We start from the raw sequence: 26,154 nt of genomic DNA on the forward strand, positions 1-26,154 counted from the left end.
CCGGGAGCTGCCCCGGCTGGTCCGCGCGATGGCCGTCGTCGAGCGGGTCGGGAACGCGCTGCCGCACCCGTTCTGGCTGTTCTGGGTGCTCTCGGCGATCCTCGCCGTGGTCAGCGCCGGGCTCGCCGCGGCGGGCGTCGCGGTCGTCGCCCCCGACGGTGAGCCGGTCGCGGTGCGGAACCTGCTCTCCGGCGACGGTCTCGCCATGGCCGTCTCCTCGATGATCGACAACTTCGCCGAGTTCCCGCCGATGGCCACCATCGTCACCGTGATCATGGGTGTCGCCGTCGCCGAGCGCAGCGGGCTGCTGGCCGCCGCCATGCGGGCCGGGGTCGCCCGGGTCCCGGCGTCGCTGGTGGTGTTCGCGGTCGCGTTCGCCGGAACCGTCGCCCACGTCGCCTCGGCGGCGGCGTACGTGATCCTGGTGCCGCTGGGCGGGCTCGCCTTCCGCGCGGTCGGCCGGTCGCCGATCCTCGGGATCGTCGTCGCCTACACCGCCATCGCCTCGGGCTACGACGCCAGCCCGGTCCCCACCCCGAACGACGCGATCTTTGCCGGCATCACCACCGCCGCGGCGCGGATCGTGGACCCCGCGGTGGTGGTGACCCCGGTCGGCAACTGGTTCTTCAACATCGCCTCCTCCGTCGTCCTCGCACTGGTGATCACGGTGGTGACCCGGCTGGTCCTGGCCAAGCGCCCGGACCTCGACCCCGACCCCGACGCCCCCGACGACGACGTCGCCGGGCTGAGCCTGTCCGCGGCCGAACGGTCCGGCCTGCGCCGCGCCGGCTGGGTGCTGCTGGGTGGCGCGGTGCTGCTCGTCGCGGTCATGGCCCCGGCGTGGTCCCCGCTGCGCGGCGAGAACGGGTCGATCGTCGAGTCGCCGCTGGTGGAGGGGATCGGCGCGGTCATCGCGCTGCTGTTCGGCCTGCTCGGCACGGTCTTCGGACGCGCGGTCGGGACGATCACCACGGCCGCCGACGTCCCGCGGCTGATGGCCGACGGGATCCGGCAGATGGCCCCGGTGCTGGCGCTGTTCTTCGCGATCGCCCAGTTCCTGGCCTACTTCGACTGGACCCACGTCGGGGACGTGCTCGCCGTCGTCGCCGCGGACGCGTTGCGCACCACCGGTGTCCCGATCCCGGTCGTGTTCCTGATGGTGCTGGCGGTGCTCACGGTGGTGAACGTGATGGTCACCAGCGGGACGGCGATGTGGTCGATCGCGGCGCCGGTGATCGTGCCGATGCTGATGCTGGTCGAGGTCCCGCCGGAGACCACCCAGGCGCTGTTCCGGATCGCCGACTCGGGCTCGACGGCGATCACCCCGATGAGCCCGTACTTCGTGATGGCGCTGGGGTTCCTGCAGCGCTACCGCAAGGACGCGGGCATCGGGACGCTCGCGTCCTACACCCTGCCCCTGGCCGTCGCCATGACGGTGGTCTGGACGTTGCTGTTCTTCGCCTGGTGGGCACTGGGGATCCCGCTGGGCCCGGGGGCACCGGTCCGCTGAGGGGACGGACCGGGGCGGTGACCGGGGGCGTGGGGGAGACTGGTGCAGGTGCGCCACCTCGACGTCCCCGGTTCCGGTCCGGCCCCGTGGTCGGTGATCGGCCTGGGCACCTGGCAGTTCGGCACCGGCGAGTGGGGCTACGGCGACGCGCTGGAGGCCGGGCGGATCGTCGCCCGCGCCCGCGAGCTGGGCGTCACCGTGTTCGACACCGCGGAGCTCTACGGCCCGCTGCGCAGCGAGCGGATCCTGGGCGACGCGCTGCGCGCCGCCGGCGGACCCGGGTGGCGCGAGGAGGTCGTGCTCGCGACGAAGTTCTTCCCGATCCTGCCGCTCGGCCCGGTGCTGCAGCAGCGCGCGGTCGCCTCCGCCGCCCGGCTCGGCGTCTCCGCCCTGGACCTCTACCAGGTGCACAAGCCGCACCCGCTGCTCGGCGACTCCTCGGCGATGCGCGGGATGGCGGCCCTGCAGCGGATCGGGCTGGTCCGTGACGTCGGGGTCTCGTCGTACCCGCTGCACCGCTGGCAGGCCGCCGAGGCGGCGCTGGGCGGGCCGGTGCTGTCCAACCAGGTGGAGTTCAGCCTGCTGCGTCGCGAGCCGGCGGTGGACCTGGTGCCGCACGCCGCCGCGCACGGGCGGGTCGTCATGGCCTACAGCCCGCTCGCCCAGGGCCTGCTCACCGGCCGCTACGACCCCGGGCACCGCCCGACGAACACGGTCCGCGGCAGCAAGCCCGAGTGGCTGCCGGAGAACCTGGCCGCGCTGGCCCCGCTGACCGACGCCCTGCGCGACGTCGCCTCGGCCCACGACGCGACGCCGTCGCAGATCGCGCTGGCGTGGGTGGTGCACCACCCGAACACCGTCGCGATCCCCGGGGCGTCGAGCGTCGCGCAGCTGGAGTCCAACGTGGCCGCGGCGGGGATCGCGCTGACGCCGGGCGAGCACGCCGGGCTCACCGCGGTCGCGCAGCGGGTCCGGCTGCGCACCGGACCCGCCACGCTGCCCGCCGTCGCGCGGGAGCTGCTCACCCGCCGCTGAGCGGCTACTTGACGTGCTCGCGCAGGAACTGCGTCGCGCGGGCCCAGGCGATCTCGGCCTGCTCGGGGTCGTAGGTCCCCATGTGGTTCTCGTCGTTGAAGAACGCGTGCCCGGCCGGGTACTGCAGGAACTCGGGGCGGGTGCCGGACTCGGCCTGGATGCGGTCGGCGAGGGACTCCACCGCGTCCGGCGGGGCCATGGTGTCCTCGGACCCGAAGTGGCCCTGCACCGCCGCGGTCAGGTCGGCGAACGAGGGGTAGTCCTCCTTGAGCACCCCGTAGAACGGCACCGCGGCCGCGACCTTGTCGCCCTGCTGGGCGGCGAGGACCAGCACGAAGCCGCCGCCCATGCAGAAGCCGACCGCGCCGACGGCCGAGGAGGTGACGTCGTCGCGCCCGAGCAGGAACTCCACGGCCCCGGCCAGATCGGTCGCCGCGCCGTTCACGGGCAGCTCGCCCATCAGCGCCCCCGCCTCGTCGGAGTCGTGCGTGGTGCGCCCGCCGTACAGGTCGGGGGCGAGCGCGACGAAGCCCTCGGCCGCGAACCGGTTCGTGACGTCGACGATGTGGTCGGTCAGGCCCCACCACTCCTGGATGACGATCAGACCGGGTCCCGCCCCGGACTCCGGCAGGGCCAGGTAGCCGTGCGCGGTGCCGCCGCCGGAGGGGAAGGTGACGTTCTGCGCGGGGTTCTCGTTGGTGTGTGCCACGGGCGCGATGACATCACGACGGTGCCGGTGCCGCCCGCCGGGAAGATCGTTGCGTCGTGTGACGGAGGACCCTCCGTTAATCATGAGCCTCGCAAACGATATGGGTCTATCGTCACCGCCATGCTCGCCGGGACCGCCACCCGCACCGCGCACGACGCCGCGGTGGAGAACCTGCGCCGGGCGCGCGCCGGAGCCGGCGCCGTCCAGCTCGGGAAACCGTCGTCGAACCTGTTCCGGTTCGGCGACCGTGACACCGGTGCCGCCGCGCGCCGGCTGGACACCTCCGCACTGGACGGTGTGCTCGGTGTGGACCCGGACCGGCGCACGGCCGAGGTCCAGGGCATGGCGACCTACGAGACCATCGTGGACGCCACCCTCGTCCACGGGCTGATGCCGTTGGTCGTGCCGCAGCTCAAGACCATCACCCTCGGGGGAGCGGTCACCGGCCTCGGGGTCGAGTCGACGTCGTTCCGCGCCGGGCTGCCGCACGAGTCGGTTCTGGAGATGGACGTGCTCACCCCGGCGGGGGAGCTGCTGCACGTCACCCCCGACGGCGAGCACGCCGACCTGTTCGCGGCGTTCCCCAACTCCTACGGCACGCTCGGCTACGCGGTGCGGCTGGTCGTGGAGCTGGCGCCGGTCACGCCGTTCGTCAAGCTCACCCACCACCGGTACCCGAGCGCGTCCGCGGCGTCGGCGGCGATCGAGCGGTTCGTGGCGGCGGGCGAGGTGGACTTCCTCGACGGCGTCGTGTTCGGACCCGACGAGCAGTACCTGACCACCGGGGAGTTCGTGCAGGCCCCGATGCCGGGCGCCCGGATCTCCGACTACACCGGCCAGGAGGTGTTCTACCGGTCGCTGCAGCGCCGTCCGGTCGACCACCTGACCGTGCACGACTACCTGTGGCGCTGGGACACAGACTGGTTCTGGTGCTCGCGCGCGTTCGGCGTGCAGCACCCGCTGGTCCGCCGGTTCTGGCCGCGCCGTCTGCGGCGCTCGGACGTCTACCGCCGCCTCGTCGCCCTCGACCAGCGCTACGGCGCGTCGAACCGGGTCCGGGAGGCACTCGGCGGGACCGCCGAGGAGATGGTCGTGCAGGACGTCGAGATCCCGGTGGAGCGGCTCGCCGAGTTCCTGGAGTTCTTCCACCGGGAGATCCCGGTGCTGCCGGTCTGGCTGTGCCCGCTGCAGCTGCGCGGGGAGCGGAGCTGGCCGCTCTACCCGATGGAGCCGGGCAGGCTCTACGTCAACGTCGGGTTCTGGTCCTCGGTGGCGGAGAAGCCGGGGGACCGGTGGGCACACAACCGGCTGATCGAGCAGTGCGTCGCCGACCTGGGCGCGCACAAGTCGCTGTACTCGACCGTGCACTACGGCGAGGACGAGTTCTGGTCGCACTACAACGGTGCGGCCTACCGGGCGGTGAAGCAGCGGTACGACCCGGACGGTCGGTCACCCGACCTGTTCGCCAAGGTCACCGGCCGCTGACGAGCGCACCGCGGGGATCGACAGGGGAGGGATCGGCGATGACAGGAGTACTGGAACGGCGGGCCACGACGACCGAGCCGGTGGCGGGGATCCTGTCCCACGTCCTGGGTTCCACGCGTGAGCTGCGGGTGGAGGGGTTCGACGGGTCGAGGTCGGGTCCCGACGACGCCCCGGTCACGTTGCGGGTCAACTCGCCCCGGGCACTGGCCCGGCTGGTGAGCGCCCCGGGATCGCTCGGGCTGGCCCGGGCGTACGTGACCGAGGAGATCGACGTCGACGGGGACCTCTACACCGCGCTGCGGGCGATGGCCGAGGTGACGCTGCACTCGATCCCGCGCCGGGAGCAGCTGTGGCTGGCGCGCCGGCTGCTGCCCTACTGGCGCGAGCACCGGATGCCACCGCCCGAGCTGGAGGCCCGTCCGAAGGGGCTGCTGCACTCCCGTCGGCGTGACTCGCAGGCCATCTCGCACCACTACGACGTGTCCAACCGGTTCTACGAGTTCGTGCTCGGCCCGTCGATGACCTACACCTGTGCGGCCTACCCCGACGCGGACGCGTCGCTGGAGACGGCACAGGCGACGAAGTACGAGCTGGTCGCGACCAAGCTGGACCTCGAGCCGGGGATGCGGCTGCTCGACGTCGGCTGCGGCTGGGGCGGCATGGTCCGCCACGCCGCCCGCGAGCACGGCGTCCGCGCGCTCGGGGTGACCCTGTCCCGCGAGCAGGCCGCCTGGGCGCAGGAGGCCATCGAGCGGGAGGGGCTGTCCGAGCTGGCCGAGGTCCGTCACCTCGACTACCGCGACGTCCCCGACGGCGTCTACGACGCGGTGTCCTCGATCGGGCTGACCGAGCACATCGGCAAGGCGAACCTGGACTCCTACTTCGCGTCGATGTATGCGAAGCTGCGCCCGGGCGGGCGGATGCTCAACCACTGCATCACCCAGCCGCACCGCCCCGACCACCGCCACACCGACGCCTTCATCGACCGCTACGTGTTCCCCGACGGGGAGCTCGAGCCGGTCGCGGCGCTGGTGGACGCGATGAACGAGGCCGGCTTCGAGATCCGGCACGAGGAGAACCTGCGCGAGCACTACGCCATGACGCTGCGGGACTGGGGCGCGAACCTGGAGCGCAACTGGACCGACGCCGTCGCCGAGGTCGGTGTCGGCCGGGCCCGGGTGTGGCGGCTCTACATGGCCGCGTGCCGGCTGGGCTTCGAGCTGAACAACATCCAGCTGCACCAGGTGCTGGGCGTGAAGCTCGCCGACGGCGGAGCCGCCGGCTTCCCGCTGCGCGGGGAGCACGGGGCGTACTAGGGCGCGTCTCCTAACCCGGCTGGTCGGGCCTGCGCGATGATCAGTAGGTGTCGCGCCGTGCCGTCCTGACCGATGCCCAGTGGGACCGACTCGAGCCGTTACTGCCCTCGTCGGACGGGATGCCAGGGCGCCCGTTCGCCGATCACCGCAGAGTGATCGAGGGGATCATCTACCGGTTCCGCTGCGGGCGGGCCTGGCGTGATGTCCCGGTCGAGTTCGGGCTGTGGCAGACCCTATGGAAACGCCACCGCCGCTACTGCGGTGACGGCACCTGGGACCAGGTTCTCGCAGCTCTGCTCGCCGATGCCGACTCCGCCGGTCTCGTGGACTGGGCCGTGTCGGTCGACTCGACGATCATCCGCGCTCACCAACACGCCGCGACCCTGCAGCGGGACACAGGGGGCCGGATCGAACTACAAGAATCTGCTGATCGAGCCGCCCGATCACGCGTTGGGCCGCTCCCGCGGAGGGCTCGGCACGAAGATCCACCAGCTCGTTGACGGACACGGCCGCCCGCTGGTCGTACTGGTCGGCCCTGGCCAGGCCGGTGACGCCCCGATGTTCGCGCACCTGATGTCACATCTGAGCGTCGGACGGGTCGGTCCGGGCCGACCGCGGACCCGACCCGAGCGGGTCCGCGCATAAGAGCGTCCGGCGATTGATGGTTATCGGAGTCGACGGGTCGTGGGTCGGGTTGTCCAGCGGTAGCGGCTGCGGGCACGGTTGATCAGCCGGCGGATCACGGTGAGCGCGGCGGCGAGGTTGAGGTAGAACTCGACGATGATCTTCCGGCGATCGGTGAACCGGCGCAGCTTGCCGTAGCCGTTCATCCAGGAATGGGTGCGCTCGACCGGCCACCGCTTACCGACCTGGATCGGGGCGGGCCGGCCCTTGGTGGCGATCTGTGCGTCGAACCCGAGTCGTTCGAGCAGATCGCGGGTCTTGCCTGAGTCATAGCCCCGGTCCAGGTGCAGGCACGGTCGCTCGGGCAGCGGCCCGATCATGTCGTAGATCCCGATCAGGGTCGGTTTCAGCAACGGCGAGTCGTGGTCATTGGCGCGGGCGCTGATCAGGTGCAGCGGGATCCCCGCACCGTCGCAGACCACGGAGCGTTTGGTGCCCTGTTTGCCCCGGTCGACCGGGTTACAGCCGGCGCCCTCGCCACCGCAGGGAGCCTTGGTGATCGCTCCGTCGGCAGACAGATCGTCGAGGTCGAGACCGATCATCTGGTCATAGCCGGCCAGCGCGGCCCGAAGGACCTGCTCCCCGACGCCGGCGGCGGCCCACTGGGCGAGACGGCGGCGGATCGTGCGGTCCGAGCAGCCGGGGGTGGCGATGCGTTCGTAGCCGCTGCCGTGCACCAACGCCGCGAGCACGTGCTCGAACACCAGGCGGTCGGGGATACGGCGGCGGTGACATCCCCACGGATGGGCCGGGTCGAACTCCGGGCGCCGCTCTGCCTCGATCAGGGCAGCGAACTCGACCCAGAGGGGGTCGATCAGCGATTCTGGCAATAGAGGCACGGACCCTCCAGGCGACCATCAGGACATCAGCAATCCCATGATCACTTGCAGGTCCGTGTCTCTACCAACACCGACACACGGCCACCTCTACTGCCGGACGCTCTAAGAGGTCGTTTCAGAACGACTTGTCGAGTTTCCATTGACCCCTCGACGACAGATCAAACGGCAGGTCAGATAGCCGCTTGTCGTCTACAACAGACACGTCGACCTCGTTCTGAAATGACCTCTAAGAGGTCGCGCGGATTGGTTGGTGATCATGGACGTCGTGCAGGTCGGGCGTTCCAGCGGTGTGTGGTCCAGGCCTGCCGAATCAAGCTACGGAGTGTGACGATCGTGTCGGCGAGGTCGAAGAACGCGTCGACGACGATTTCTCGTCGTTCGTAGCAGCGCTGCAGCCGGTTGAAGCTGTTGTGCCAAGCGTTGGTCCGCTCGACGTGCCAGCGGCGGGTGGCCTGGATCGGCGCTTTCTCACCCTTGTGCGCGATCTCGCCGTGCAGGCCTCGTTCGGCCAGCGTGTCGCGGGTCTTGCCGGAGTCATAGCCGGCGTCGAGGTGCACGGTGATGTCGTCGGGCAGCGGGCCGAGAGCATCGAGGCGGTCGAGGGTGGGGCCCAGTAGCGGGGAGTCGTGCCGGTTGGCTCCGGCCAGGACTCGGCCCAGCGGGATGCCGTATCCCTCGACGAGCACCGAACGTTTCATACCCTGTTTGCGCCGGTCCACCGGCGACGGACCGGCGACCTCGCCGCCGCCGGGGGCCTTGGTGATGGCGCCATCGACGGCGATGTCGTGCAGCAGCAGACCGACGATGCGGTCGTAGGCGTCCAGGACGATCCGACGCAGCTGGGCGAAGACCCCGAGCCTGATCCACTCGTCACGACGATCGCGGATGGTGGTCGCCGAGCAGGTGCTGTCAGCGATGCCCTCATACGAGCAGCCGAACCGCAGTACCTGCAGGAGCTTGTCGAACACGATCCGATCCGCGATCCGGCGGCGATGGCAGCCCAGCGGATGGGTGGGATCGAACTCGTCTCGATGAGGCAGCAGCGCGGTGAACTGGTCCCACAACGGCTCGGTCAGCCATGATGGCAGGGTGGGCACGCGGCCTCCAGACGATCACGAAGCGTAGATAACTTCATGATCGGCAGGCCCGTACCCGCCCTCGCCCCCAGACACTCGACCGCGGCCAAGCTGTGACCAATCCGCGCGACCTCTTAGACGTCGTTTCAGAAGTGGTGGGCCCGGTTCTGCCGGTGACGGCGGGGCTGGCAGCATCGGCTGATGGTCGCGCCTCGTGTGTCTGAGAAGACGAAGATTTTCGAGTTGGAGATCGTCCTGACCGAGGTGGTGCCGGCGGTCCGGCGTCGGGTGCAGGTGCCGGGCGAGGTCGACTTGGCGGTGTTGCACGAGGTGGTGCAGTCAGTGATGGGCTGGACGAACTCTCATCTGCACGAGTTCGAGATCGTCGGGCGCCGCTACGGGATCCCAGACCCGGACTGGCCCGGACAGGATGTCGCCGACGAGACGAAAGAGAAGCTGTTTCGGCTGGTCAAGGCTGGTGACCGGTTCGGTTACGTCTACGACTTCGGTGACAACTGGGCCCACGAGATCACCGTCGAGGCGGTCGCGGCCGTCGAGCCGGGAGTGTGCTATCCGCGATGCGTCGCCGGGCAGGGGGCGTGCCCGCCCGAGGACGTCGGCGGGATCGGGGGGTATGAGGACTTCCAGGCCGTGCTCGCCGACCCTGACCATCCCGACCGCGCCGAGCGCCTGGAGTGGGCGGGCGGGCCGTTCGACCCGCACCGCTTCGACCCTGACGAGGCCGACCGGGCCTTGGAGTGGCTGGCCTGGCGGCCGCTGGCCCCGACCTCGTAGGCGAGTGCCTCAGCGAGGGCTGGGTCGACCATCACTTCGGCTTCGGCTTGGTGAGGCGGCGGTGGCAGATCAGGGCGCAGGCCAGCGATAACAGCGCGGTGATCGTGGATTCGGCGCGGTCGTAGCGCAGCGCGAGGCGGCGGAAGTCCAGCAGCCAGGACATGGTGCGCTCGACGACCCAGCGGACCCGCCCGAGCCGGGTGGAGTCCTCGATCCCGCGCCGGGCGATCCGCACCCCGATCCCACGCCCACTCAGGTAGCGGCGGCAGCGGGGATAGTCGTAGCCCTTGTCGGCGTGCACCTTGTCCGGCCGACGTCGCGGACGCCCCGGCTGTCCCGCCCGTTCGCGGACGCCGGGGTTGGTGTCCAGCAGCGGGGCGAGCATCCGACTGTCGTGGGTGTTCGCCCCGGTGACCAGCGCATGCAGCGGGAGCCCGCCTCGGTCGCAGAGCACGTGGTACTTGCTGCCCGCCTTCCCGCGATCGGTCGGCGAGGGCCCGGTGGCCTCGCCGCGGCGCTTGGCCCGCACGCTCACGCTGTCCACCGCCGCCCGCGACCAGTCCAGCAGGCCCTGCTGGGCGAGGCGGTCGAGCATCACCCGGTGCAGCTGGGCCCAGACCCCGGCCTGCTGCCACTGCCGTAGCCGCCGCCAGCAGGTCACTCCGGACCCACAGCCGAGCTCGGCGGGCAGCGCGTTCCAGCTGATCCCGGTCTTGAGCACGAACACGATCCCGGCCAGAGCGGCCCGATCCGGCACCCGCGGACGGCCTGTCCGTCCCCGCTTGTGCTTGCGCGGCTTGGGCAGCAGCGGCTCCACCAGCGCCCACAGCTCGTCGCTCACCAATCGCTCGACACAAGATCGCCGCGCCACGACCGGACATGATCAGCTACCAGCGCCGATCCACACAGGACCGACACGCCGACTTCTGAAACGACCTCTAAGCTTGGTTTTTAACCTGTGTGTTGTCGTCGCGCGGTGATGGTGCGGTCGCGTTTGACCGTTTTCCCGACGTCGTGGCTGGTCGGGGTGTGCCGGTTGCGGGAGCCGGGTGGGCGGCCGGGACCGGGTCGGCTGGGTTTCGGTGCACTGGCCGGGAGGACGGTCCGCGCGCGGATGTTCCGAAAGGCGCGGCGAACCCGGGCCGGGGTGAGCCGGGTGGGGGCGGCGGGTCGTTCCCAGGGGCGGCGTAGGTCGGCGGCCAGTGGTCGGGCCAGGCGGAGTTGGGTGTGGGAGGCGATGATCAGCCAGGTCCAGCGGTCGGCGGCTTCGGGGGTGCGCAGCTTCGGGGTTGTCCAGCCGAGGGTCTGCTTGAGCAGGCGGAATGTGTGCTCGAGATCGAATCTGCGGAGGAACGCCTGCCACCAGCGGTCCACGTCGGCGGCGCTCGCGTCGGTGGCGGAGCTCCATAGCCACACGGGCTTCGGGTCGCGGTCGCCGGGTAGGTGGTCGACCTGCAGCCGGAGCAGGGTGCCCTCGATGATCGGCAGTTCGCCGGCGTGGTCGATCCAGCACGTGCGCCGGGTCAGCCGGGGGTGGACCCGGTCCCAGCTGGTCGCGACGGCAGTGCCGTAGCGGGTGGTCTTGGTCGTCGTGGTGTGCACCGGTTCGATCCAGGTGGCGGGCCGGTTCAAGGCGATCTCCGGGCCGTGCTTGGGTGGGCGCCCGGTCGTGCCGGGCAGCCGTGGCGGCTTGGGCAGGCGCAGGACCCGGTCCGAGCGCAGTCGTCCGACCAGCTCGACGGGCAGATCGGCCAGTACGTAGGCGAGGCGGGTGATGTCGTATCCGGTGTCGGTGACGATCACGATGTCCGGGTCCCCGGGGCGCCAGTGCCCGGCGCTGGTCAGTCGCTCGATGACCGCGCGTAGCTGGGTGGCGGTCACCGCGGTGGCGTCGTCGGCCGGGCCGAGTCGAACCGCGTCCAGGACCGCCGTCCACGACGTCCGGCCCGTCTCCAGGGCGGCGACGAACGAGTATGGCCAGCCCGGGATCAGCTGCGCGTTGCCCTTTCCGCGTCCGTAGACATGGCAGAACAGCCGCTGATCGCTGGTCGTAGCGTCCGGGCGCAGCCACGGGCTGACATCCACGGCGAGCACGATCCGACCGTCGACGGCACGGGGCAACGGGAGACCGGCCAGCACCCGGCGCAGCCTCCGGGCGGAGATCCTGCCACAGGCCAACGCGTCGTACATCGCGCCGTGCCCGCGACGGTGCTCAGCCACCAAGGTCAGCTCCGGTAGCGAGCGAACCGGGCCGTCCGCGCACAACACGGCGTCGGTGAGCTCGAACAGCGCATCCGCTCGCGCAGTCAACGACGCGTAGAACTCCTGCCGAAACCCGGCAAGATCACCCCGCCCGACCGGAGTGTCACCGAGCACCACTGGCCCGGCAGAAGCCACACTGACCACCACGGCCACCGCTTTCGTCTTCGATGTTCTGTGGAAGGAACCCGAAGATGATCAAGCGGTGGCCGTACCCATGTCCCGCCGACACGCCGCCCGAACTACATCAACCTCCCAGCAGCAGCTCCGGAAGGTTAAAGATCAAGCTAAGGCCTACTCCTCACGCGCCATCCGCGCCCACCTGCGCGGACGACGGATCGTCGCGGTCATCCCGGAGCCGGCTGACCAGCAGGGACACCGGAAACGACGCGGCACACGCGGCGGCCGACCACCGGCGTTCGACCGGGTCGACTACCGCGGCCGCAACGTCGTCGAACGCGGGTTCTGCGAGGTCAAGCAGTGGCGCGGCCTCGCGACCCGCTACGACAAACTCGCCCTGACCTACCGCGGCGGAGTTGCACTGAAGGCCATCGTCACCTGGTTGCGCACTTTAGGAGACACGCCCTAGTACTCCAGCCGCAGTTTGTGATGTTGATGTGCGCTAAGCTTCGATCTTGTGCAGGTGGAGGAGGATCTCGAGGCGTGGGCCGGTGGCCTGGATGGGCTGTTCGGGCTGGTGGCGGGCCGGTTCTTCCGGACGGAACCGCGGCGTCGGGCGCGGGCGTATGTGCGGGGGTTGTTGGCGCCGTTGGCGGGGAAGAACGGGTGGACGCTGGCCGAGGTCGCCGGTGACACGACTCCGGATGGGATGCAGCGGCTGCTCAACTCCGCGACCTGGGATGTCGACGGTGTCCGTGATGACCTGCGGGATTACGTCGTCGAGCACCTCGGCGAGTCCGGTGGGGTGCTGATCGTCGATGAGACCGGGTTCCTGAAGAAGGGGACGAAGTCGGCGGGGGTGCAGCGCCAGTACTCGGGCACTGCCGGGCGGGTGGAGAACTGCCAGCTCGGAGTCTTCTGTGCCTATGCCACGAGCAAGGGCCGGACGTTGATCGACCGCGAGCTCTACCTGCCCAAGTCCTGGACCGGTGATCGGGAACGCTGCCGAGCCGCGGCGGTGCCTGAGGAGATCGAGTTCGCCACCAAGGCCACGCTGGCCAAGGAAATGCTCGGCCGTGCCCTCGATGCCGGGGTTCCCGCAGGATGGGTGACCGCGGACGAGGCATACGGGCAGGACTACAAGTTCCGCACCTGGTGCGAGCAGCGCCGGATCGGCTACGTCGTCGCGGTTCCGCGCAGCCAGTCCGTCCCGTTGTCCCTGGACGCCGACATCTGTCAGATCAGCGGCTCACGACGGGCCGACGACCTGGTCGCCCGCGCTCCCGGACGGGCGTGGAAGCGCCGCTCAGCCGGTCCGGGTGTGAAGGGAGAACGCTTCTACGACTGGGCCGTGGCCTCGCTGTATCCGCCCGAGAACGCCCCGGCCGGATGGGGCCGATGGCTACTGGTCCGACGTCAGATCCTCACCGACACACAGCTCTCCGCCGGCGAGGAGCCCGATCTGGCCTACTACCTGTGCGCCGGCCCGCCCGGCACCACCGACGACGATCTCATCCGCGTCGCCGGCCCGCGGTGGGCGATCGAGGAGTGCTTCCAGACCGCGAAGAACGAGGTCGGGCTCGACCACTATCAAGTGCGGCGTTACGACGCCTGGTACCGCCACGTCACCCTGGCTATTCTCGCCCACGCCTACCTCTCGGTCACCGCGGCGATCGCCCCAAAAGACCTGATCACGGGCTCATCCCGCTCACCCTCGCCGAGATCCGACGTCTCCTGGCACCTCTGATCCACATTCCCACCCAGGCGCCGTGCTGGGCCTGGTCGACCTGGCGACGTCGCCACCAACACCGAGCCCGCGAAAGCCACTATCGACGACGAAGACAGCTCAGCTAACGAAGTGCGGCTGGAGTACTAGGGGTCAGCGGAGACGGCGCGTGGCCGCGACGGCCCGCGCGCCGTACCCGCCCCCGAAGAGCACCGCGTGCACCAGCAGCGGGAACAGCTGGTGCAGGTCGACCCGCTCGCGCCGGCCGTCGGCGAGCGGGAACCGCTCGTCGTAGGCGGCGAGGACGACGTCGAGGTACGGCAGCCCGAACAGGGCCAGCATCGCGAGGTCGGACTCCCGGTGCCCGCCGTGCGCGGCCGGGTCGACCAGCCACGTCGCGCCGTCCGCCGCCCACAGCACGTTGCCCGACCACAGGTCACCGTGCAGCCGGGCGGGCGGCTCGTCCGGCCCGGCCAGGACGTTGATCCGCCCGCACACCCGCTCGACGACGGCAGCACCGGCCGTGTCCACGGCACCGCGGTCCCGGGCCGCCCGCAGGTAGGGCAGCACCCGATCGGCGGCGAACCAGGCGCCCCAGGGCCCGTCGTGGCGCCGGTTGTCCATCCGCGCGTGCCCGATCCACGCCCGTACCGGTCCGCCCGGTGGCGGCGTCCCGAAGCCGTCGGCGCCGGCGGCGTGCAGCGTCGCCAGCTCCCGGCCGAGCCGTTCCGCGGCGGCGGGCGTCGCCCGGCCCGGGGGGACGAGCCCGGTGACCAGGAGCGCGTCGTCGAGGCCGAGCACGTGGGGGACCGGTGGCCCGCCCGGCACGGCGATCCAGCGCAGACCGGCGGCCTCGGCCCGGGCCGCGCCCGGGTCCGCGGAGGCGTCCTTGACCACGACGTCGGTGCCGTCGTCGAGGGTGGCGCGCGCCGGGTACCCGGAGGGCCCGTCCCGCACCGCACGACCGGTCAGCCGGGCGACGCGGTCGGTCACGCGTTCCGGGTGACGTACTCGACCAGGCCCGGCATCGCCGCGACGATCATGGCGTGGACCTCGGCGAACCCGTCCGGGCCGCTGTAATAGGGGTCGGGCACCTCGGCGCCCGCGGGGGCCGCCGGGTCGAACGAGCGCAGCAGCCGTACCCGCTTGGGGTCGGGCACCGACTGCTCGAGGGTCCGCAGGTGCCCCATGTCCAGCGCGACCAGCAGGTCCGAGGAGAGGATCTCGGAGTCGACCTGGCGGGCGCTGTGCTCGGTGTCGTACCCGTGCTCGGCGAGCACCTGGGCGGCGCGGTCGTCCATCGGCTGCCCGATGTGCCAGTGACCGGTCCCGGCGCTGGTCACCCGCACCCGGTCGGCGAGCCCGGCGGCCTCGACCTCGGCGGCGAGGATCTTCTCGGCGATCGGGGACCGGCAGATGTTGCCGGTACAGACGAAGACGACGTTCACTGCGACGTTCCTCCGGGGAGCGGGGGTACCGACGTCGACCCTGACGCTCGGGTGGGTGGCCGGGCCATTGTCCACCGCGCACCGGTGCGCGCCGTAGGGTGGCCCGATGCCGTTCGATCACCATGCGGCCGGGACGGATCACGCGGGCGGGCACGACCTGCGGCACCACGGCGACGCCGAGGCCACCGACGGGCTCGTCGACTTCGCCGTCAACGTGATCGGCGACGGCCCCCCGCCGTGGCTGCGCGACCGGATCGCCGCCACCCTCGACGGCCTCGGCCGCTACCCGCGCGCCGACCACGACGCCCGCGCCCGCGCCGCCGTCGCCGACCGGCACGGCCGCCGGCCCGACGAGGTCCTGGTGCTCGCCGGCAGCGCGGAGGGCTTCGCCCTGCTGCCGGCGCTGCGACCGCGGCTGGCCGCCGTGGTGCACCCCGGGTTCACCGAGCCGGAGGCCGCGCTGCGCGCCGGCGGGGTGCCGGTGGTGCGGGTGCCGACCGACGCCGCCGCCGGGCACGCGCTCGACCCGGCCGCGGTGCCCGCGGACGCCGACCTGGTCGTCGTCGGGAACCCGACCAACCCCACCGGGGTGCTGCACCCCGCCGCGACGCTGCGCGGGCTGGCCCGTCCCGGGCGGGTCCTGCTCGTCGACGAGGCGTTCGCCGACGCCGTCCCCGGTGAGCCGGAGACCCTCGCCGGCGACGCCGGTGTCCCCGGCCTGCTGGTCCTCCGGTCGCTGACCAAGACGTGGGCGCTGGCCGGGCTGCGTGCCGGCTACGCACTCGGCGACCCCGGGCTGCTCGCCCGTCTCGCCGCGCCCCGTCCCCCGTGGCCCGTCTCGACCCCCGCGCTGGAGGCGGTGATCGCCTGCTGCGAGCCCGACGCGGTCTCCGCGGCCGACCAGCGGGCCCGCGAGCTGGCCGCGCACCGGGTCGCCATGGCCACGGCGCTGTCCGCGATCGAGGGCGTCGCCGTGTCCGCCGGGGTCGCCCCCTACCTGCTGCTGCACCTGCCCGACGGCACCGGCGAGCGGGTCCGCCGGATGCTGCGCGAGTCCGGGGTCGCGGTGCGCCGCGGCGACACCTTCCCCGGGCTCGGACCCGACCACGTGCGTGTCGCCGTCCGCCCGCCGGAGACGGCGCGACGCCTGGTCGAGGCCCTCGACGAGGCGCTGCGCCGGCTGGAGGTGTCGGCGTGAGCGCGCTGCGCGACGTCGTCGCCGCCCTCGACGCCGCCTACCCGCCGCGGCTGGCCATGGACTGGGACGCGGTCGGGCTGGTCTGCGGCGACCCCGACGACACCGTGTCGCGGGTGCTGTTCGCGGTCGACCCGACCCCGGAGACCGTCGACGAGGCGATCTCCTCCGGTGCGCAGCTGCTGGTCACCCACCACCCGCTGCTGCTGCGCGGGGTGCACGGCGTCGGTGCCGACACCCCGAAGGGTGCGCTGCTGCACCGGCTGATCCGGGCCGGGGTCGCGCTGTTCACCGCGCACACCAACGCCGACGTCGCCGACCCGGGCGTGTCCGACGCGCTCGCCGCCGCGCTGGGCCTGGGTGTGTCCGGCCCGCTGGAGCCCACCCCCGGCGAGCCGCTGGACAAGATCGTCACCTTCGTGCCGGTCGGGCCGGCCATCGGCGCCGTGCACGCCGCCCTGTCCGGGGCCGGGGCCGGGGCGATCGGCAACTACTCGCACTGCTCGTTCGCCACCGCCGGGACCGGGCAGTTCCTCCCGCTCGACGGCGCCGCACCGGCCATCGGGGCGGTGGGGAGACTGGAGCGGGTCGCGGAGACCCGGCTGGAGATGGTGCTGCCGCGCTCCCGGCGCCGTGACGTCGTCGCCGCCCTGCGGTCCGCGCACCCCTACGAGGAGCCCGCGTTCGACCTGCTCGAGATGGCGCCGCTGCCGTCGTCGCGGGGGCTGGTCCGGATCGGGGAGCTCGACGCCGCCGAGCCGTTCGCCGCGTTCACCCGCCGGGTCGCCGCCGCGCTGCCCGCGACGGCCTGGGGGGTGCGCGGCGCCGGTGACCCGGACCGCCCGATCCGCCGGGTCGCGGTCTGCGGGGGCGCAGGCGACTCGGCGCTGGACACCGCCGCCCGGGCCGGGGTGGACGCGTTCGTGACCGCCGACCTGCGCCACCACCCGGCGTCGGAGCACGCACTGGCCGGGACCGGCCCCGGCGGTCCCACCCCCGCACTGGTCGACGTCGCGCACTGGGCCTCCGAGTGGCCCTGGTGCGGCCAGGCCGCCGACGTCGTGGCCGCCGCCCTCGGCGGTAGCGTCACCGTCGCGGTCTCGCGGGCCCGCACCGATCCCTGGACCACCGCTGCGCGCAGCGGGTCCGACCCCACAGCAGGACAACCGGAGGCGAGTGCATGAAGGCCGATCCCACCGCGCAGGCGAAGCTGGTGACGCTGGCCGAGGTGGACGCCGAGATCGGCCGGCTCACCCACCGGCGGTCGACGCTGCCCGAGCTGGCGCAGCTGGCCGAGGCCGAGCAGCGGGTCCGCGCGGCCCGCGACGCCCAGGTCCGAGCCGAGACCCGGGCCGGGGACCTCGACCGCGACATCGCCCGCCTGGAGCGCGACGTGGAGGGCGTCCGCGCCCGCACCGACCGTGACCAGCAGCTGCTCGCCGGGTCCGGGATCGGCGCGAAGCAGGCCACCGAGCTCCAGCACGAGCTGGAGACCCTGGCCCGGCGCCAGGGCGTCCTGGAGGACGAGCAGCTCGGCATCATGGAGGAGCGCGAGGCCGTCGGCATCGAGCTCGACCACGCCCGCGGCGAGCTGGCCGAGGCCGAGACCGCGGTCGACGAGGTGACGGCGAAGCGCGAGTCGGCCGAGGGCGACATCGACGCCACCCGTGCCGGGCGCGACCGGGCCCGCGCCGAACTCGTCGCCGCGCTGCCCGCGGACCTGCTCGCCGACTACGAGCGCATCCGCGCCGGCGGCCGGGTCGCGGCCGGGCAGCTGCGCGAGTCCCGCTGCGGAGCGTGCCGGCTCGAGCTCGACCGGACCTTCCTCAACCAGGTCCGCACGGCGCCCGCCGACGAGGTCGTCCACTGCGAGGAGTGCGGCGCGATCCTGGTGCGTGGCCGGTGAAGCTGGTCATCGAGGCGGACGGCGGCTCCCGCGGCAACCCCGGGCCCGCCGGCTACGGGGCGGTCGTGCTCGACGCCGGAGCCCGCCAGGTCCTCGGGGAGGTCTACGACGGCCTCGGGACCACCACCAACAACGTCGCCGAGTACCGCGGCCTGATCGCCGGGCTCACCGCCGCCCGTGACCTGGGGGCCACCGAGGTCGAGGCCCGGATGGACTCCAAGCTCGTCGTCGAGCAGATGAGCGGGCGCTGGAAGATCAAGCACCCGGCGCTGGCCGAGCTCGCCGACACCGCGCGCGAGCTGGCCGCGGACTTCGACGCGGTCACCTTCGTCTGGATCCCGCGCAAGGACAACGCCCGCGCCGACGCGCTCGCCAACCGTGCGATGGACGGGGGGTCCAGCCCGACCCTGGACCCGTCCGCCGCGCCGGGCCCGGCTCCCAAGCCGCCCGCGGGAGTGTCCGCGTCGACCGACTCGGCGGCCACCGCCGCGGCGTGGACCGGGCAGACGGGGTCCCCGGTGCGGCTGATCCTGCTGCGCCACGGTCAGACCGAGCTGTCGGTCGAGCGCCGCTACTCCGGCCACGGCGACCCCGAGCTGACCGGGCTGGGGCAGCAGCAGGCCGCCGCCGCGGCCCGTGCCCTCGCGCAGCGGCTCGCCGGCCAGGACGTCGAGCCGGCCGCCGTGCTGTCCTCGCCGCTGCGCCGGGCCCGCCAGACCGCGGCCGCGGTCGCCGAGACCACCGGCGCGGACCTGGAGATCCGGGACGCCCTGATCGAGACCGACTTCGGCGGTTGGGAGGGACTCACCTTCACCGAGGCCCGCGAGCGCGACCCCGAGCTGTACGGCCGCTGGCTGGGCTCGGCCGACGTCGAACCGCCCGGCGGGGAGAGCTTCCGCGCGGTGGGGGAGCGGGTCGAGGCCGAGCGGGCCCGGATCGTCCGGGAGTTCGCCGGCCGGACGGTGATCCTGGTCAGCCACGTCACGCCGATCAAGATGCTGCTGCGTACCGCGCTGGGCGCGGGCGACGAGGTGCTCTACCGCATGCACCTGGACCTGGCGTGCCTCAACATCGCCGACTTCTACCCCGGCGGGGGCGCCTCGGTGCGCCTGGTCAACGAGACGTCCTACCTGGACGACCTCCGGTAGCCACCGGACCGGCGCGCCGTCCTGGATCGATACCGTCCTGACCCGTTCGGGCGGTGTCGACTCCGGACAGTTGTTCCCCTTCCTCGCCTGAGCGATGCTGCGCGTGCACCGTACGGGGTGGTCGACCTACGGAGCGTGAACGGCGGTCCCGGTGTCGGCGGGGAACAGGGAGACGGTGAGGACAGCGATGTCGCAGATCCACGAGCACGACTACGGCTACGACCTGGCACACGAGATGAAGGTGGTCGCGCGGCTGCCGCAGCAGCGGCGCGGCAGCTCCCGCCCGCTCGGCGTCCCGGCCCGCGAGATGGACCCGGACACCGACCTCGGCCACGACATGGCCCACGAGTTCTGATCCCCGTCCCACCGTCCGCGACCGGCCCCGCCCCCTTCCGGGCGGGGCCGGAGCGCTGTGCGGACCGTGCGGCGCGGACCGTGCGGTCCCCGCGTCGCGGCCCGCGCTCCGCGCTGCCCGCGGCGTCCGCAGACCCCGCCGGCCGCGTCGGGCCGTCCGGCTACTGTGGCACCACCGCGAGCGCGGCCCAGAGCGCGGTCGTCGCGGCGAGCAGGCCCAGCGGCACGGAGACCGCGCCGAGCCGCAGGAACGTCGCGAGCCGCGGCGGGTCTCCGTGGGCGGTGGCGATGCGGCGCCACAGCAGGGTGGCGAGCGACCCCGCGTAGGTCAGGTTCGGCCCGATGTTGACGCCCAGCAGCATCGCCAGGATCAGCCCGGGGTGCGCGGCCGGGCCGAGCGCGGTGAGCAGCACCAGCGTGGCGGGCAGGTTGTTCACCAGGTTCGCCAGAACCGCCGCGACGGCCGCGGTCACCAGCAGCCCGGCCAGGTCCGGGGCGTCGGGCAGCAACGAGCCGATCCAGCCGGACAGTCCTTGCGCTCCGAGCCCGGCCACGACCACGCCCAGGGCGAGCACGAACAGGCAGAAGCCGGGTGAGGCCGCGGCGACCAGGCGCAGCGGCCCGGTCTCCCGGCGCACCAGCGCCCGCACCGCCAGCACCGCGGCCCCGGCCGCCGCGACCCAGCCGGGACCCACGCCCAGCGGTGAGGCCACCGCGAACCCGGCCAGGGTCAGCCCGAGCACCGTCAGCGCGACGACCGGCGCGTGTGGTGCCGGCACCGCGGGGTCGACCGGTGGCGGCTCCGGCGTCCCGGCCAGGTCGCGCCGGAACACCCACCTCAGCACCAGGTACTCGACGACGATCACCGTCAGCCAGGGCCCGACCATCAGCCCGGCGAAGGTCAGGAAGCCCACCCCCGACGCCGAGAACGCGAGCAGGTTGGTCAGGTTCGACACCGGCAGCAGCCCCGACGCGGAGTTCGACAGGTGCGCGCAGGCGAACGAGTGCGGTCGCGAGGCCACGCCGAGGCGCGTCGCCGTCGCCAGCACCACCGGGGTCAGCAGCACCACCGTCGCGTCCAGGCTCAGCACCGCGGTCGTCCCGGCCGCGGCGGCGAACACCGCGACCAGCAGCCGTCGCGGGGACCCGGCGGACGCCGTCGCGAGCCGCGCGCCGAGCCAGCGGAACACACCCTCGGCGTCGGCGAGGTGCCCGAGCAGCAGGATCGCGGCGAGGAAACCGACGGTCGGGGTGAGCTCGCCGATCTCGGTCCACGCCCCGGCCGGGGTCACCAGCCCGGCGCCGACGGCGACCAGCGCGGCGGGGACCGCGACCACGGCCTCGGGCAGCCCGAACGGGCGCAGCGTCGCGGCGGCGAGGACCGCGGCCAGCAACGCGACCGCGAGCAGCAGGCTCACGTGAACAGCAGCGCGACGCCGACGGCCAGGCCGAGCAGGACCACCGCCCAGCGCAGCAGGGTCTCCGGCATCCGGCGCGCGACCAGGGCCCCGACGTACCCCCCGACCAGCGTGGTCGGAGCGAGCAGCGCGACGGCGAGCCAGTCGACCGGGGCGCCGAGGGCGAACACGACCACGGTCACCGTCGCCACGACCAGCGACAGCACGCCCTTGAGCGCGTTGAGCCTGCGCAGCTCGTCGTGGGCGAACAGCGACAGCGTCGAGATCAGCACCACGCCCAGCGCCCCGCCGAAGTAGCCGCCGTAGACCGCGGCGAGGAACACCGCGACGAGCAGCGCCCGGGTGCGGTCGCGGCCGTCGGCGACCGGGCCGCCGATCCGCCGTTTCAGCCACGGCCCGGCCGCCATCGTCAGGCTGGCCACGATGACCAGCACCGGGACGACGGCGTCGAACACCGAACCGGGCAGCACCAGCAGCAGCCCGCAGCCGACGGCGCTGCCCACAGCCGCGGCCACCGCGGTCAGCGCGATCCGGCGGCCCTGCCCGGGCAGCTCGCGCCGCGCGCCGGCCACCAGCCCGGCGTAGCCCGGCCACTGCGCGACGGAGTTCGTCACGTTCGCCGCCAGCGGCGGAAACCCCACCCCGAGCAGCGCCGGGAACACCAGCAGCGATCCGCCGCCCGCGACGGCGTTCACCGCACCCGCGAGCAGCCCGGCCACCAGCAGGAACACCAGCGCCCACGGCTGGGAGAGGTCGATCACCACCGGACGGTATCCCGGTGGAACGGCGCGCTGCTCCCCGGCAGCGGGCCGCGCGGGTCCGTAGCCTGGAGCGATGACCGCAGCCACCGAGATCGCGTTCGAGAACACCTTCGTCCGCGACCTGGACGGGCTCTTCGTGCCCTGGCAGGCCGCCCCGGCGCCGGACCCGCGGCTGGTGCTGCTCAACGAGTCCCTGGCCCGCGAGCTGGGCCTGGACCCGGCGCAGCTGCGCACCCCCGACGGGCTGGCGCTGCTCACCGGCACCGCCGTGCCCGACTCGGCGACGACCGTCGCGCAGGCCTACGCCGGGCACCAGTTCGGCAACTACTCACCCCGGCTGGGCGACGGCAGGGCGCTGCTCGTCGGCGAGCTCGTCGCCCCCGACGGCACCCGCCGCGACCTGCACCTCAAGGGCTCCGGGCGGACCCCGTTCGCCCGCGGCGGCGACGGGAAGGCCCCGCTCGGGCCGATGCTGCGCGAGTACGTGATCTCCGAGGCCATGCACGCCCTCGGCGTGCCGTCGACCCGCTCGCTCGCCGTCGTCGCGACCGGGGAGCCGGTCCTGCGCGAGCGCGGCCCGGAGCCGGGCGCCGTCCTCGCCCGCACCGCCGCCAGCCACCTGCGGGTCGGGACGTTCCAGTTCGCGGCGGCGACCGGCGACACCGCGCTGCTGCGCCGGCTCGCCGAGTACGCCGTCGCCCGGCACCACCCCGGCGCGTCGTCACCGCGGGAGCTCTACCGCGCGGTCATCACCGCGCAGGCCGAGCTGGTCGCGCGGTGGATGCAGATCGGGTTCGTGCACGGGGTGATGAACACCGACAACATGACGATCTCCGGCGAGACCATCGACTACGGCCCCTGCGCGTTCCTCGACGCCCACGACCCGGCGACCTGGTTCTCCTCGATCGACTCCGGCGGCCGCTACGCCTACGGCAACCAGCCCGGCATCGCCCAGTGGAACCTGGCCCGCTTCGGCGAGGCCCTGCTCCCGCTGCTCGCCGACTCCCAGGACGAGGCGGTCGAGCTGGCCACCGAGGAGCTGACGGGCTTCGCCGACAGCTATCTCGCCGCCCGCGACCGCGGCTACCTCGCGAAGATCGGAGTCGGCACGCCCGAGCTGCTCGGTGGCCTGTTCGCGCTGCTGGCGGACCAGAGGCCCGACCACACCCTGTTCTTCCGGCGCCTGTCCGACGCCGCCCGCGGCGACACCGGGCCGGTGCGTGCCCTGCTCGGCGACCCCACCGCGCTCGACGCCTGGCTGGAGTCCTGGCGCGCCGCGGGCCCGGACGCCGACGCGATGGACCGGGTCAACCCGGTGTACGTGCCGCGCAACCACCTGGTGGAGGAGGCGCTCGGGGCGGCCGTCGTCGACGGCGACCTGGAGCCGGTGCAGTGGCTGCTGCAGGTCCTGGCCGACCCGTTCACCGAGCGGGAGGGCTACGAGCGCTACGCGCAGCCGGCCGGTCCGGACGCGCCGCCGTTCATGACGTTCTGCGGGACCTGAGCGGCGCGCCGCGGTCGTCGGCGGGGTGCCGCGCCGGGGCGCCCACCGGCGCGGACGGCGCCCCCCGGGCCGACGGCGGCCCGGGCCGCGCCGCGCCGGCGGAGGCCGTGCGGACCGCGTGCGCGGCGCGGGTATCCTCGTCAACGCGGACGAGTCGGTCGGGCGGCCGCGGCGGGACCCCCGGGTCCCGCCGAGGAAAGTCCGGACTCCACAGGGCAGGGTGGTTGTCAACGGCAACCCGGGGCGACCCGCGGGACAGTGCCACAGAGAACAGACCGCCACGCGGCTCCCCGGAGCCGCGGGGTAAGGGTGAAACGGTGGTGTAAGAGACCACCAGCACCCCGGGTGACCGGGGTGGCTCGGTAAACCCCACCCGGAGCAAGGTCGAGAGGCCGTACGTGTACGGCTGCGCAGGCGCACGAGGGCTGCCCGCCCGAGCCTGCGGGTGGACCGCTGGAGCCTGCCGGCGACGGCAGGCCGAGATGGATGGTCGCCGAACGGAGCACCGCGAGGTGCCCGGGAACAGGATCCGGCTTACAGACCGACTCGTCCGCCCCGCTCTCCCCGACATGCGCCGGGGGAGCGGGGTTCGATCGTTGACCAGCGGAAACTCTCTCGCGACCTCTCGTCGTCTCTCGACGGTCTGCGACGTCCCACGGCCCAGCGACGGCCCGGGACATGATCATGCTCGTCGCGCTGTCCCGGCTCTTCCCCACACGCCCGGCCCGCTGGTGATCTCCTCGCGGCGCGGGTTCACCCCTGCCAGGCCGGGGAGCGGGGTGCAGGGCACGGGGTCCCGCCTTGCACCCCGCTCCCCGGCCTGGCTGCCGTTTCGGCGCGCCGTGAGGAGATCACCAGCCCCGCCGCACTCCCCTGATCTCCGAGCAGTGTCGGGTCCGGGCGGAGCCCGGGTCCTTCGGTCTTCATGGCGGCTCCGGGATTCGCCGAGTCTCCTGCTCTACGGTGAGCGGTGTGACACCCGATCCGGAAGGCGCGGCCGCCGAGCTGGCACGAGCCGAGCACCTCTTGGAGCGCTCGGAGACTGAGCTGACCGAGTGCTCGACCGCCTACGACTCCGATCCCACCGAAGGCAGGAGGATCGAGTACCGGGCCGCGCTCGAACGGTGGCGCGACAGGAGCCGCGGGATGAAGGCTGCAGAGGACCTATGCCTGACCTACCAGCTCGTCGAGCTTGACGCTGCGCAGGTCGAGTTCCTGAACCGCTTTCGCGTCGACCGTGAGCAGGACGCCCAGAAGGCCGAGCGGATGATCGAGCTGCTCGACCGGCTCGGCGAAGCGCGACGACGTCTCGGCTGACGACTGCTCCCGAGCCTGGCTCTGGAGATCCGGCGCGTCCTCCGTTGGCCTGGGGCCGGGTAGCCGAGCCACGGCGCCGCGAACGGGCCGGAGGTGTAGTGAGCGAGCGACGGGGCCGGCGTGGCCGGCCCCGCGCCGCCGGAGGCGGCGCCTTGATCCTCAAGAGGCGGATTCGGCAGCACGCGGACGTGAGCCGTCGTTTCGGTCCGGTCGGGCTGTTGGTCAGCCTGCGACCCGCGGGGCCGAGAAGACGTAGACCAGGGCGGGTTCGGTGAGGCCGTCGCCGAACCGGTGGGTGACCTCGGCGATCCGCTCAGCGCCGGAGCGGTCGTAGAGCCCGGCGGCGGCGGTGTCCTTGGCCATCACGTCGAAGACCACAGTCCGGCCGATGAGCTGGGCGTGGTGACGTAGGGCGAGGATCAGGAAGCCCGCGAGGCCCGTCCCGCGGTGCCCGGGGTCCAGGAACAGGCGAGCCATGACGGCGATGTCGGTGCCGTGGCCGCCGGTGTGTTCGATCCAGGCGCGGGCCGCGTCGTCGTCCGGCTGGGCATCGGTGAGCGTGACCTGCCCGACCGGGACGTCGTCGACGACGGCGGTCCAGCTCCGGATCTCGTGCGGGTGCTCCAGCCATGCCCGGGGATCGGCGATGCCCTCCACCGGGTATCCGTCGTGGGCGTGGACCCGCTCCAGTACTCCGGCGAGTGCGGGAAGGTCGCCGTCCTGGCGTTCGCGGACGGTGCGCACTGGCTCGGTCACTGGTCCTCCACCGGCATGTCGTAGTCGAGAGCGGAGTAGTCCGCGCGCATCACGAAGCGGGTCACCTCGAACGGTTCTCGGTCGGCGTTGATCCCGGTGTGCCACAGCTCGATCACCGGGACGCCGTCGGGGATTGTCATGCGCTGGGCCTCCTCGCGAGTGGGCATCCTCGCCGAGATCTCCTCGCGGACGTGGGTGATCACGTGGCCGAGGGCGGCGAACTGGCCGTAGATGCCCTCCGGACCGAGGTCGGCGGAGTGGCCGAGGGGGTTGCCCTCGACCAGGCTCCACGCGGCGTAGGTGACACCGATCTGCAACGGCTCGTCGTCGGCGAAGTACCAGTTCTCGCGCTGCACGACCGGGGTCCCGGGGTCGATCCCGAGCCGCTCGGCGACTTCCGCGGGTGCCTCGACCCTGGTGATGCGGGAGTCGACGTGCGGGGTCCGGCCCTGGGCGACGGCCTCGGCGCCGAACGGGCCGAGCTCGTTGGTGGAGCGCATCGCGGCGCTGTAGCGGCGGCGACCGAAGCGCATCCACCGCGGCTTGCTGCGGACGAACACTCCGCGGCCGTGGTGGGCGCTAACCAGGCCCTCGCGGCGCAGGGCGGCGATGGCCTCGCGGGCGGTGTTGCGGGCGGCGCCGTGCTGCTCGGCGAGCGCGCGCTCTGAGGGGAGCTTGTCGCCGGGCGGGTACTCGCCCGAGGTGATCGCCTCGCGCAGCTCGTGCGCGATGGCTCGGTAGTCGCTGTTGGCGCCCCGCGGCGCCCGTGCCGAAGACGTCATGTCTTCACGAT

Annotated in this window: 26 protein-coding genes and 1 other RNA gene; 16 read left to right on the forward strand and 11 right to left on the reverse strand. The window is 72.8% G+C overall.

Going from position 1 to position 26,154, the window contains the following annotated elements; genetic code table 11:
- The first annotated feature begins 28 nt into the window (after positions 1–28).
- Complete coding sequence (locus KPF47_RS02535; protein WP_224386817.1) at positions 29–1,510, forward strand: AbgT family transporter; 1,482 nt, start codon at positions 29–31, stop codon at positions 1,508–1,510.
- A gap of 42 nt (positions 1,511–1,552) precedes the next feature.
- Positions 1,553–2,545 carry an aldo/keto reductase gene (locus tag KPF47_RS02540; protein ID WP_224386563.1) on the forward strand — a complete coding sequence of 331 codons (993 nt, stop codon included), beginning with the start codon at positions 1,553–1,555 and terminating at the stop codon, positions 2,543–2,545.
- Between the two features lie 4 nt (positions 2,546–2,549).
- Here KPF47_RS02540 and KPF47_RS02545 read toward each other — a convergent pair whose 3' ends face one another.
- Entirely contained in the window at positions 2,550–3,254 is a 705-nt protein-coding gene (locus tag KPF47_RS02545; RefSeq protein WP_224386564.1) for a dienelactone hydrolase family protein, read from the reverse strand.
- Between the two features lie 120 nt (positions 3,255–3,374).
- On the opposite strand from KPF47_RS02545, the gene KPF47_RS02550 reads away from it, so the two are divergent.
- Genes KPF47_RS02550 through KPF47_RS02560 form a run of 3 tightly spaced genes read left to right on the forward strand, consistent with a single transcriptional unit; the run spans position 3,375 to position 6,555 of the window.
- Positions 3,375–4,739 carry an FAD-binding oxidoreductase gene (locus tag KPF47_RS02550; protein WP_224386565.1) on the forward strand — a complete coding sequence of 455 codons (1,365 nt, stop codon included), beginning with the start codon at positions 3,375–3,377 and terminating at the stop codon, positions 4,737–4,739.
- Between the two features lie 38 nt (positions 4,740–4,777).
- On the forward strand, positions 4,778–6,055 hold the full coding sequence (locus KPF47_RS02555; RefSeq protein WP_224386566.1) for a class I SAM-dependent methyltransferase: 1,278 nt from the start codon (positions 4,778–4,780) through the stop codon (positions 6,053–6,055).
- Positions 6,056–6,102: 47 nt separating this feature from the next.
- Positions 6,103–6,555, forward strand: a complete 453-nt coding sequence (locus KPF47_RS02560; RefSeq protein ID WP_224386567.1) for an IS5 family transposase — start codon at positions 6,103–6,105, stop codon at positions 6,553–6,555.
- 165 nt (positions 6,556–6,720) lie between these two features.
- Here KPF47_RS02560 and KPF47_RS02565 read toward each other — a convergent pair whose 3' ends face one another.
- Positions 6,721–7,578 carry an IS5 family transposase gene (locus tag KPF47_RS02565; protein WP_224386568.1) on the reverse strand — a complete coding sequence of 286 codons (858 nt, stop codon included), beginning with the start codon at positions 7,576–7,578 and terminating at the stop codon, positions 6,721–6,723.
- Positions 7,579–7,832: 254 nt separating this feature from the next.
- Complete coding sequence (locus KPF47_RS02570) at positions 7,833–8,675, reverse strand: IS5 family transposase (protein ID WP_224386276.1); 843 nt, start codon at positions 8,673–8,675, stop codon at positions 7,833–7,835.
- Positions 8,676–8,855: 180 nt separating this feature from the next.
- Between KPF47_RS02570 and KPF47_RS02575 the strand changes: the two genes are divergently transcribed.
- Positions 8,856–9,449, forward strand: a complete 594-nt coding sequence (locus KPF47_RS02575; protein ID WP_224386178.1) for a plasmid pRiA4b ORF-3 family protein — start codon at positions 8,856–8,858, stop codon at positions 9,447–9,449.
- 31 nt (positions 9,450–9,480) lie between these two features.
- Here KPF47_RS02575 and KPF47_RS02580 read toward each other — a convergent pair whose 3' ends face one another.
- Both KPF47_RS02580 and KPF47_RS02585 read right to left on the reverse strand, forming a co-directional pair.
- On the reverse strand, positions 9,481–10,320 hold the full coding sequence (locus KPF47_RS02580; RefSeq protein WP_224386569.1) for an IS5 family transposase: 840 nt from the start codon (positions 10,318–10,320) through the stop codon (positions 9,481–9,483).
- Between the two features lie 80 nt (positions 10,321–10,400).
- The gene (locus tag KPF47_RS02585) at positions 10,401–11,825 is read right to left on the reverse strand and encodes an NF041680 family putative transposase (protein WP_224386384.1); all 1,425 of its coding nucleotides are present in this window, start codon (positions 11,823–11,825) and stop codon (positions 10,401–10,403) included.
- A gap of 100 nt (positions 11,826–11,925) precedes the next feature.
- Here KPF47_RS02585 and KPF47_RS02590 point away from each other — a divergent pair, with 100 nt between their 5' ends.
- The gene (locus KPF47_RS02590) at positions 11,926–12,297 is read left to right on the forward strand and encodes a transposase (RefSeq protein WP_374108776.1); all 372 of its coding nucleotides are present in this window, start codon (positions 11,926–11,928) and stop codon (positions 12,295–12,297) included.
- Positions 12,298–12,351: 54 nt separating this feature from the next.
- A complete protein-coding gene (locus KPF47_RS02595) occupies positions 12,352–13,575 on the forward strand; it encodes an IS701 family transposase (RefSeq protein ID WP_374108788.1) in 1,224 nt (407 codons plus the stop codon).
- A gap of 132 nt (positions 13,576–13,707) precedes the next feature.
- Here the strand turns inward: KPF47_RS02595 and KPF47_RS02600 are convergent, their stop codons facing one another.
- Both KPF47_RS02600 and KPF47_RS02605 read right to left on the reverse strand, forming a co-directional pair.
- Positions 13,708–14,547 (reverse strand): fructosamine kinase family protein, encoded by an 840-nt coding sequence (locus tag KPF47_RS02600; protein WP_374108777.1) that lies wholly within the window; start codon positions 14,545–14,547, stop codon positions 13,708–13,710.
- Positions 14,544–15,002 (reverse strand): low molecular weight protein-tyrosine-phosphatase, encoded by a 459-nt coding sequence (locus KPF47_RS02605; RefSeq protein WP_224386570.1) that lies wholly within the window; start codon positions 15,000–15,002, stop codon positions 14,544–14,546. The genes KPF47_RS02600 and KPF47_RS02605 overlap by 4 nt, the downstream gene beginning before the upstream one ends.
- Before the next feature lie 106 nt (positions 15,003–15,108).
- On the opposite strand from KPF47_RS02605, the gene cobC reads away from it, so the two are divergent.
- The 5 genes from cobC (at position 15,109) to KPF47_RS02630 (ending at position 19,606) form a co-directional block, all read left to right on the forward strand.
- Positions 15,109–16,200 carry an Rv2231c family pyridoxal phosphate-dependent protein CobC gene (gene cobC, locus KPF47_RS02610; protein WP_224386571.1) on the forward strand — a complete coding sequence of 364 codons (1,092 nt, stop codon included), beginning with the start codon at positions 15,109–15,111 and terminating at the stop codon, positions 16,198–16,200.
- Positions 16,197–17,381 carry a Nif3-like dinuclear metal center hexameric protein gene (locus KPF47_RS02615; RefSeq protein ID WP_224386572.1) on the forward strand — a complete coding sequence of 395 codons (1,185 nt, stop codon included), beginning with the start codon at positions 16,197–16,199 and terminating at the stop codon, positions 17,379–17,381. Before cobC ends, KPF47_RS02615 begins: the two co-directional genes overlap by 4 nt.
- Positions 17,378–18,103, forward strand: coding sequence for a zinc ribbon domain-containing protein (locus KPF47_RS02620; protein ID WP_224386573.1), 726 nt, complete (start codon positions 17,378–17,380; stop codon positions 18,101–18,103). The genes KPF47_RS02615 and KPF47_RS02620 overlap by 4 nt, the downstream gene beginning before the upstream one ends.
- 2 nt (positions 18,104–18,105) lie before the next feature.
- A complete protein-coding gene (locus KPF47_RS02625) occupies positions 18,106–19,251 on the forward strand; it encodes a bifunctional RNase H/acid phosphatase (protein WP_224386821.1) in 1,146 nt (381 codons plus the stop codon).
- Between the two features lie 187 nt (positions 19,252–19,438).
- Entirely contained in the window at positions 19,439–19,606 is a 168-nt protein-coding gene (locus KPF47_RS02630; protein WP_224386574.1) for a hypothetical protein, read from the forward strand.
- 160 nt (positions 19,607–19,766) lie between these two features.
- On the opposite strand, the gene KPF47_RS02635 is transcribed toward KPF47_RS02630, so the two are convergent.
- On the reverse strand, positions 19,767–21,023 hold the full coding sequence (locus KPF47_RS02635; protein ID WP_224386575.1) for an SLC13 family permease: 1,257 nt from the start codon (positions 21,021–21,023) through the stop codon (positions 19,767–19,769).
- A complete protein-coding gene (locus KPF47_RS02640; RefSeq protein WP_224386576.1) occupies positions 21,020–21,784 on the reverse strand; it encodes a sulfite exporter TauE/SafE family protein in 765 nt (254 codons plus the stop codon). The genes KPF47_RS02635 and KPF47_RS02640 overlap by 4 nt, the downstream gene beginning before the upstream one ends.
- A gap of 73 nt (positions 21,785–21,857) precedes the next feature.
- Between KPF47_RS02640 and KPF47_RS02645 the strand changes: the two genes are divergently transcribed.
- The 3 genes from KPF47_RS02645 to KPF47_RS02655 all read left to right on the forward strand — a co-directional run bounded on the left by KPF47_RS02645 (position 21,858) and on the right by KPF47_RS02655 (position 24,605).
- Positions 21,858–23,288 (forward strand): YdiU family protein, encoded by a 1,431-nt coding sequence (locus tag KPF47_RS02645; RefSeq protein WP_224386577.1) that lies wholly within the window; start codon positions 21,858–21,860, stop codon positions 23,286–23,288.
- 150 nt (positions 23,289–23,438) lie between these two features.
- Positions 23,439–23,841: RNase P RNA component class A (gene rnpB, locus KPF47_RS02650), an RNA gene on the forward strand.
- A 419-nt stretch (positions 23,842–24,260) separates the two neighbouring features.
- Complete coding sequence (locus KPF47_RS02655) at positions 24,261–24,605, forward strand: hypothetical protein (protein WP_224386578.1); 345 nt, start codon at positions 24,261–24,263, stop codon at positions 24,603–24,605.
- A gap of 222 nt (positions 24,606–24,827) precedes the next feature.
- Here KPF47_RS02655 and KPF47_RS02660 read toward each other — a convergent pair whose 3' ends face one another.
- Positions 24,828–25,361: a GNAT family N-acetyltransferase gene (locus KPF47_RS02660; protein WP_178375149.1), complete on the reverse strand. Its 534-nt coding sequence runs from the start codon at positions 25,359–25,361 to the stop codon at positions 24,828–24,830.
- Positions 25,358–26,143: a GntR family transcriptional regulator gene (locus KPF47_RS02665; RefSeq protein ID WP_178375148.1), complete on the reverse strand. Its 786-nt coding sequence runs from the start codon at positions 26,141–26,143 to the stop codon at positions 25,358–25,360. Before KPF47_RS02665 ends, KPF47_RS02660 begins: the two co-directional genes overlap by 4 nt.
- Positions 26,144–26,154 lie beyond the last annotated feature (11 nt).

The organism is Pseudonocardia sp. ICBG1293 (genome assembly GCF_020131355.1).
GTDB lineage: Bacteria > Actinomycetota > Actinomycetes > Mycobacteriales > Pseudonocardiaceae > Pseudonocardia.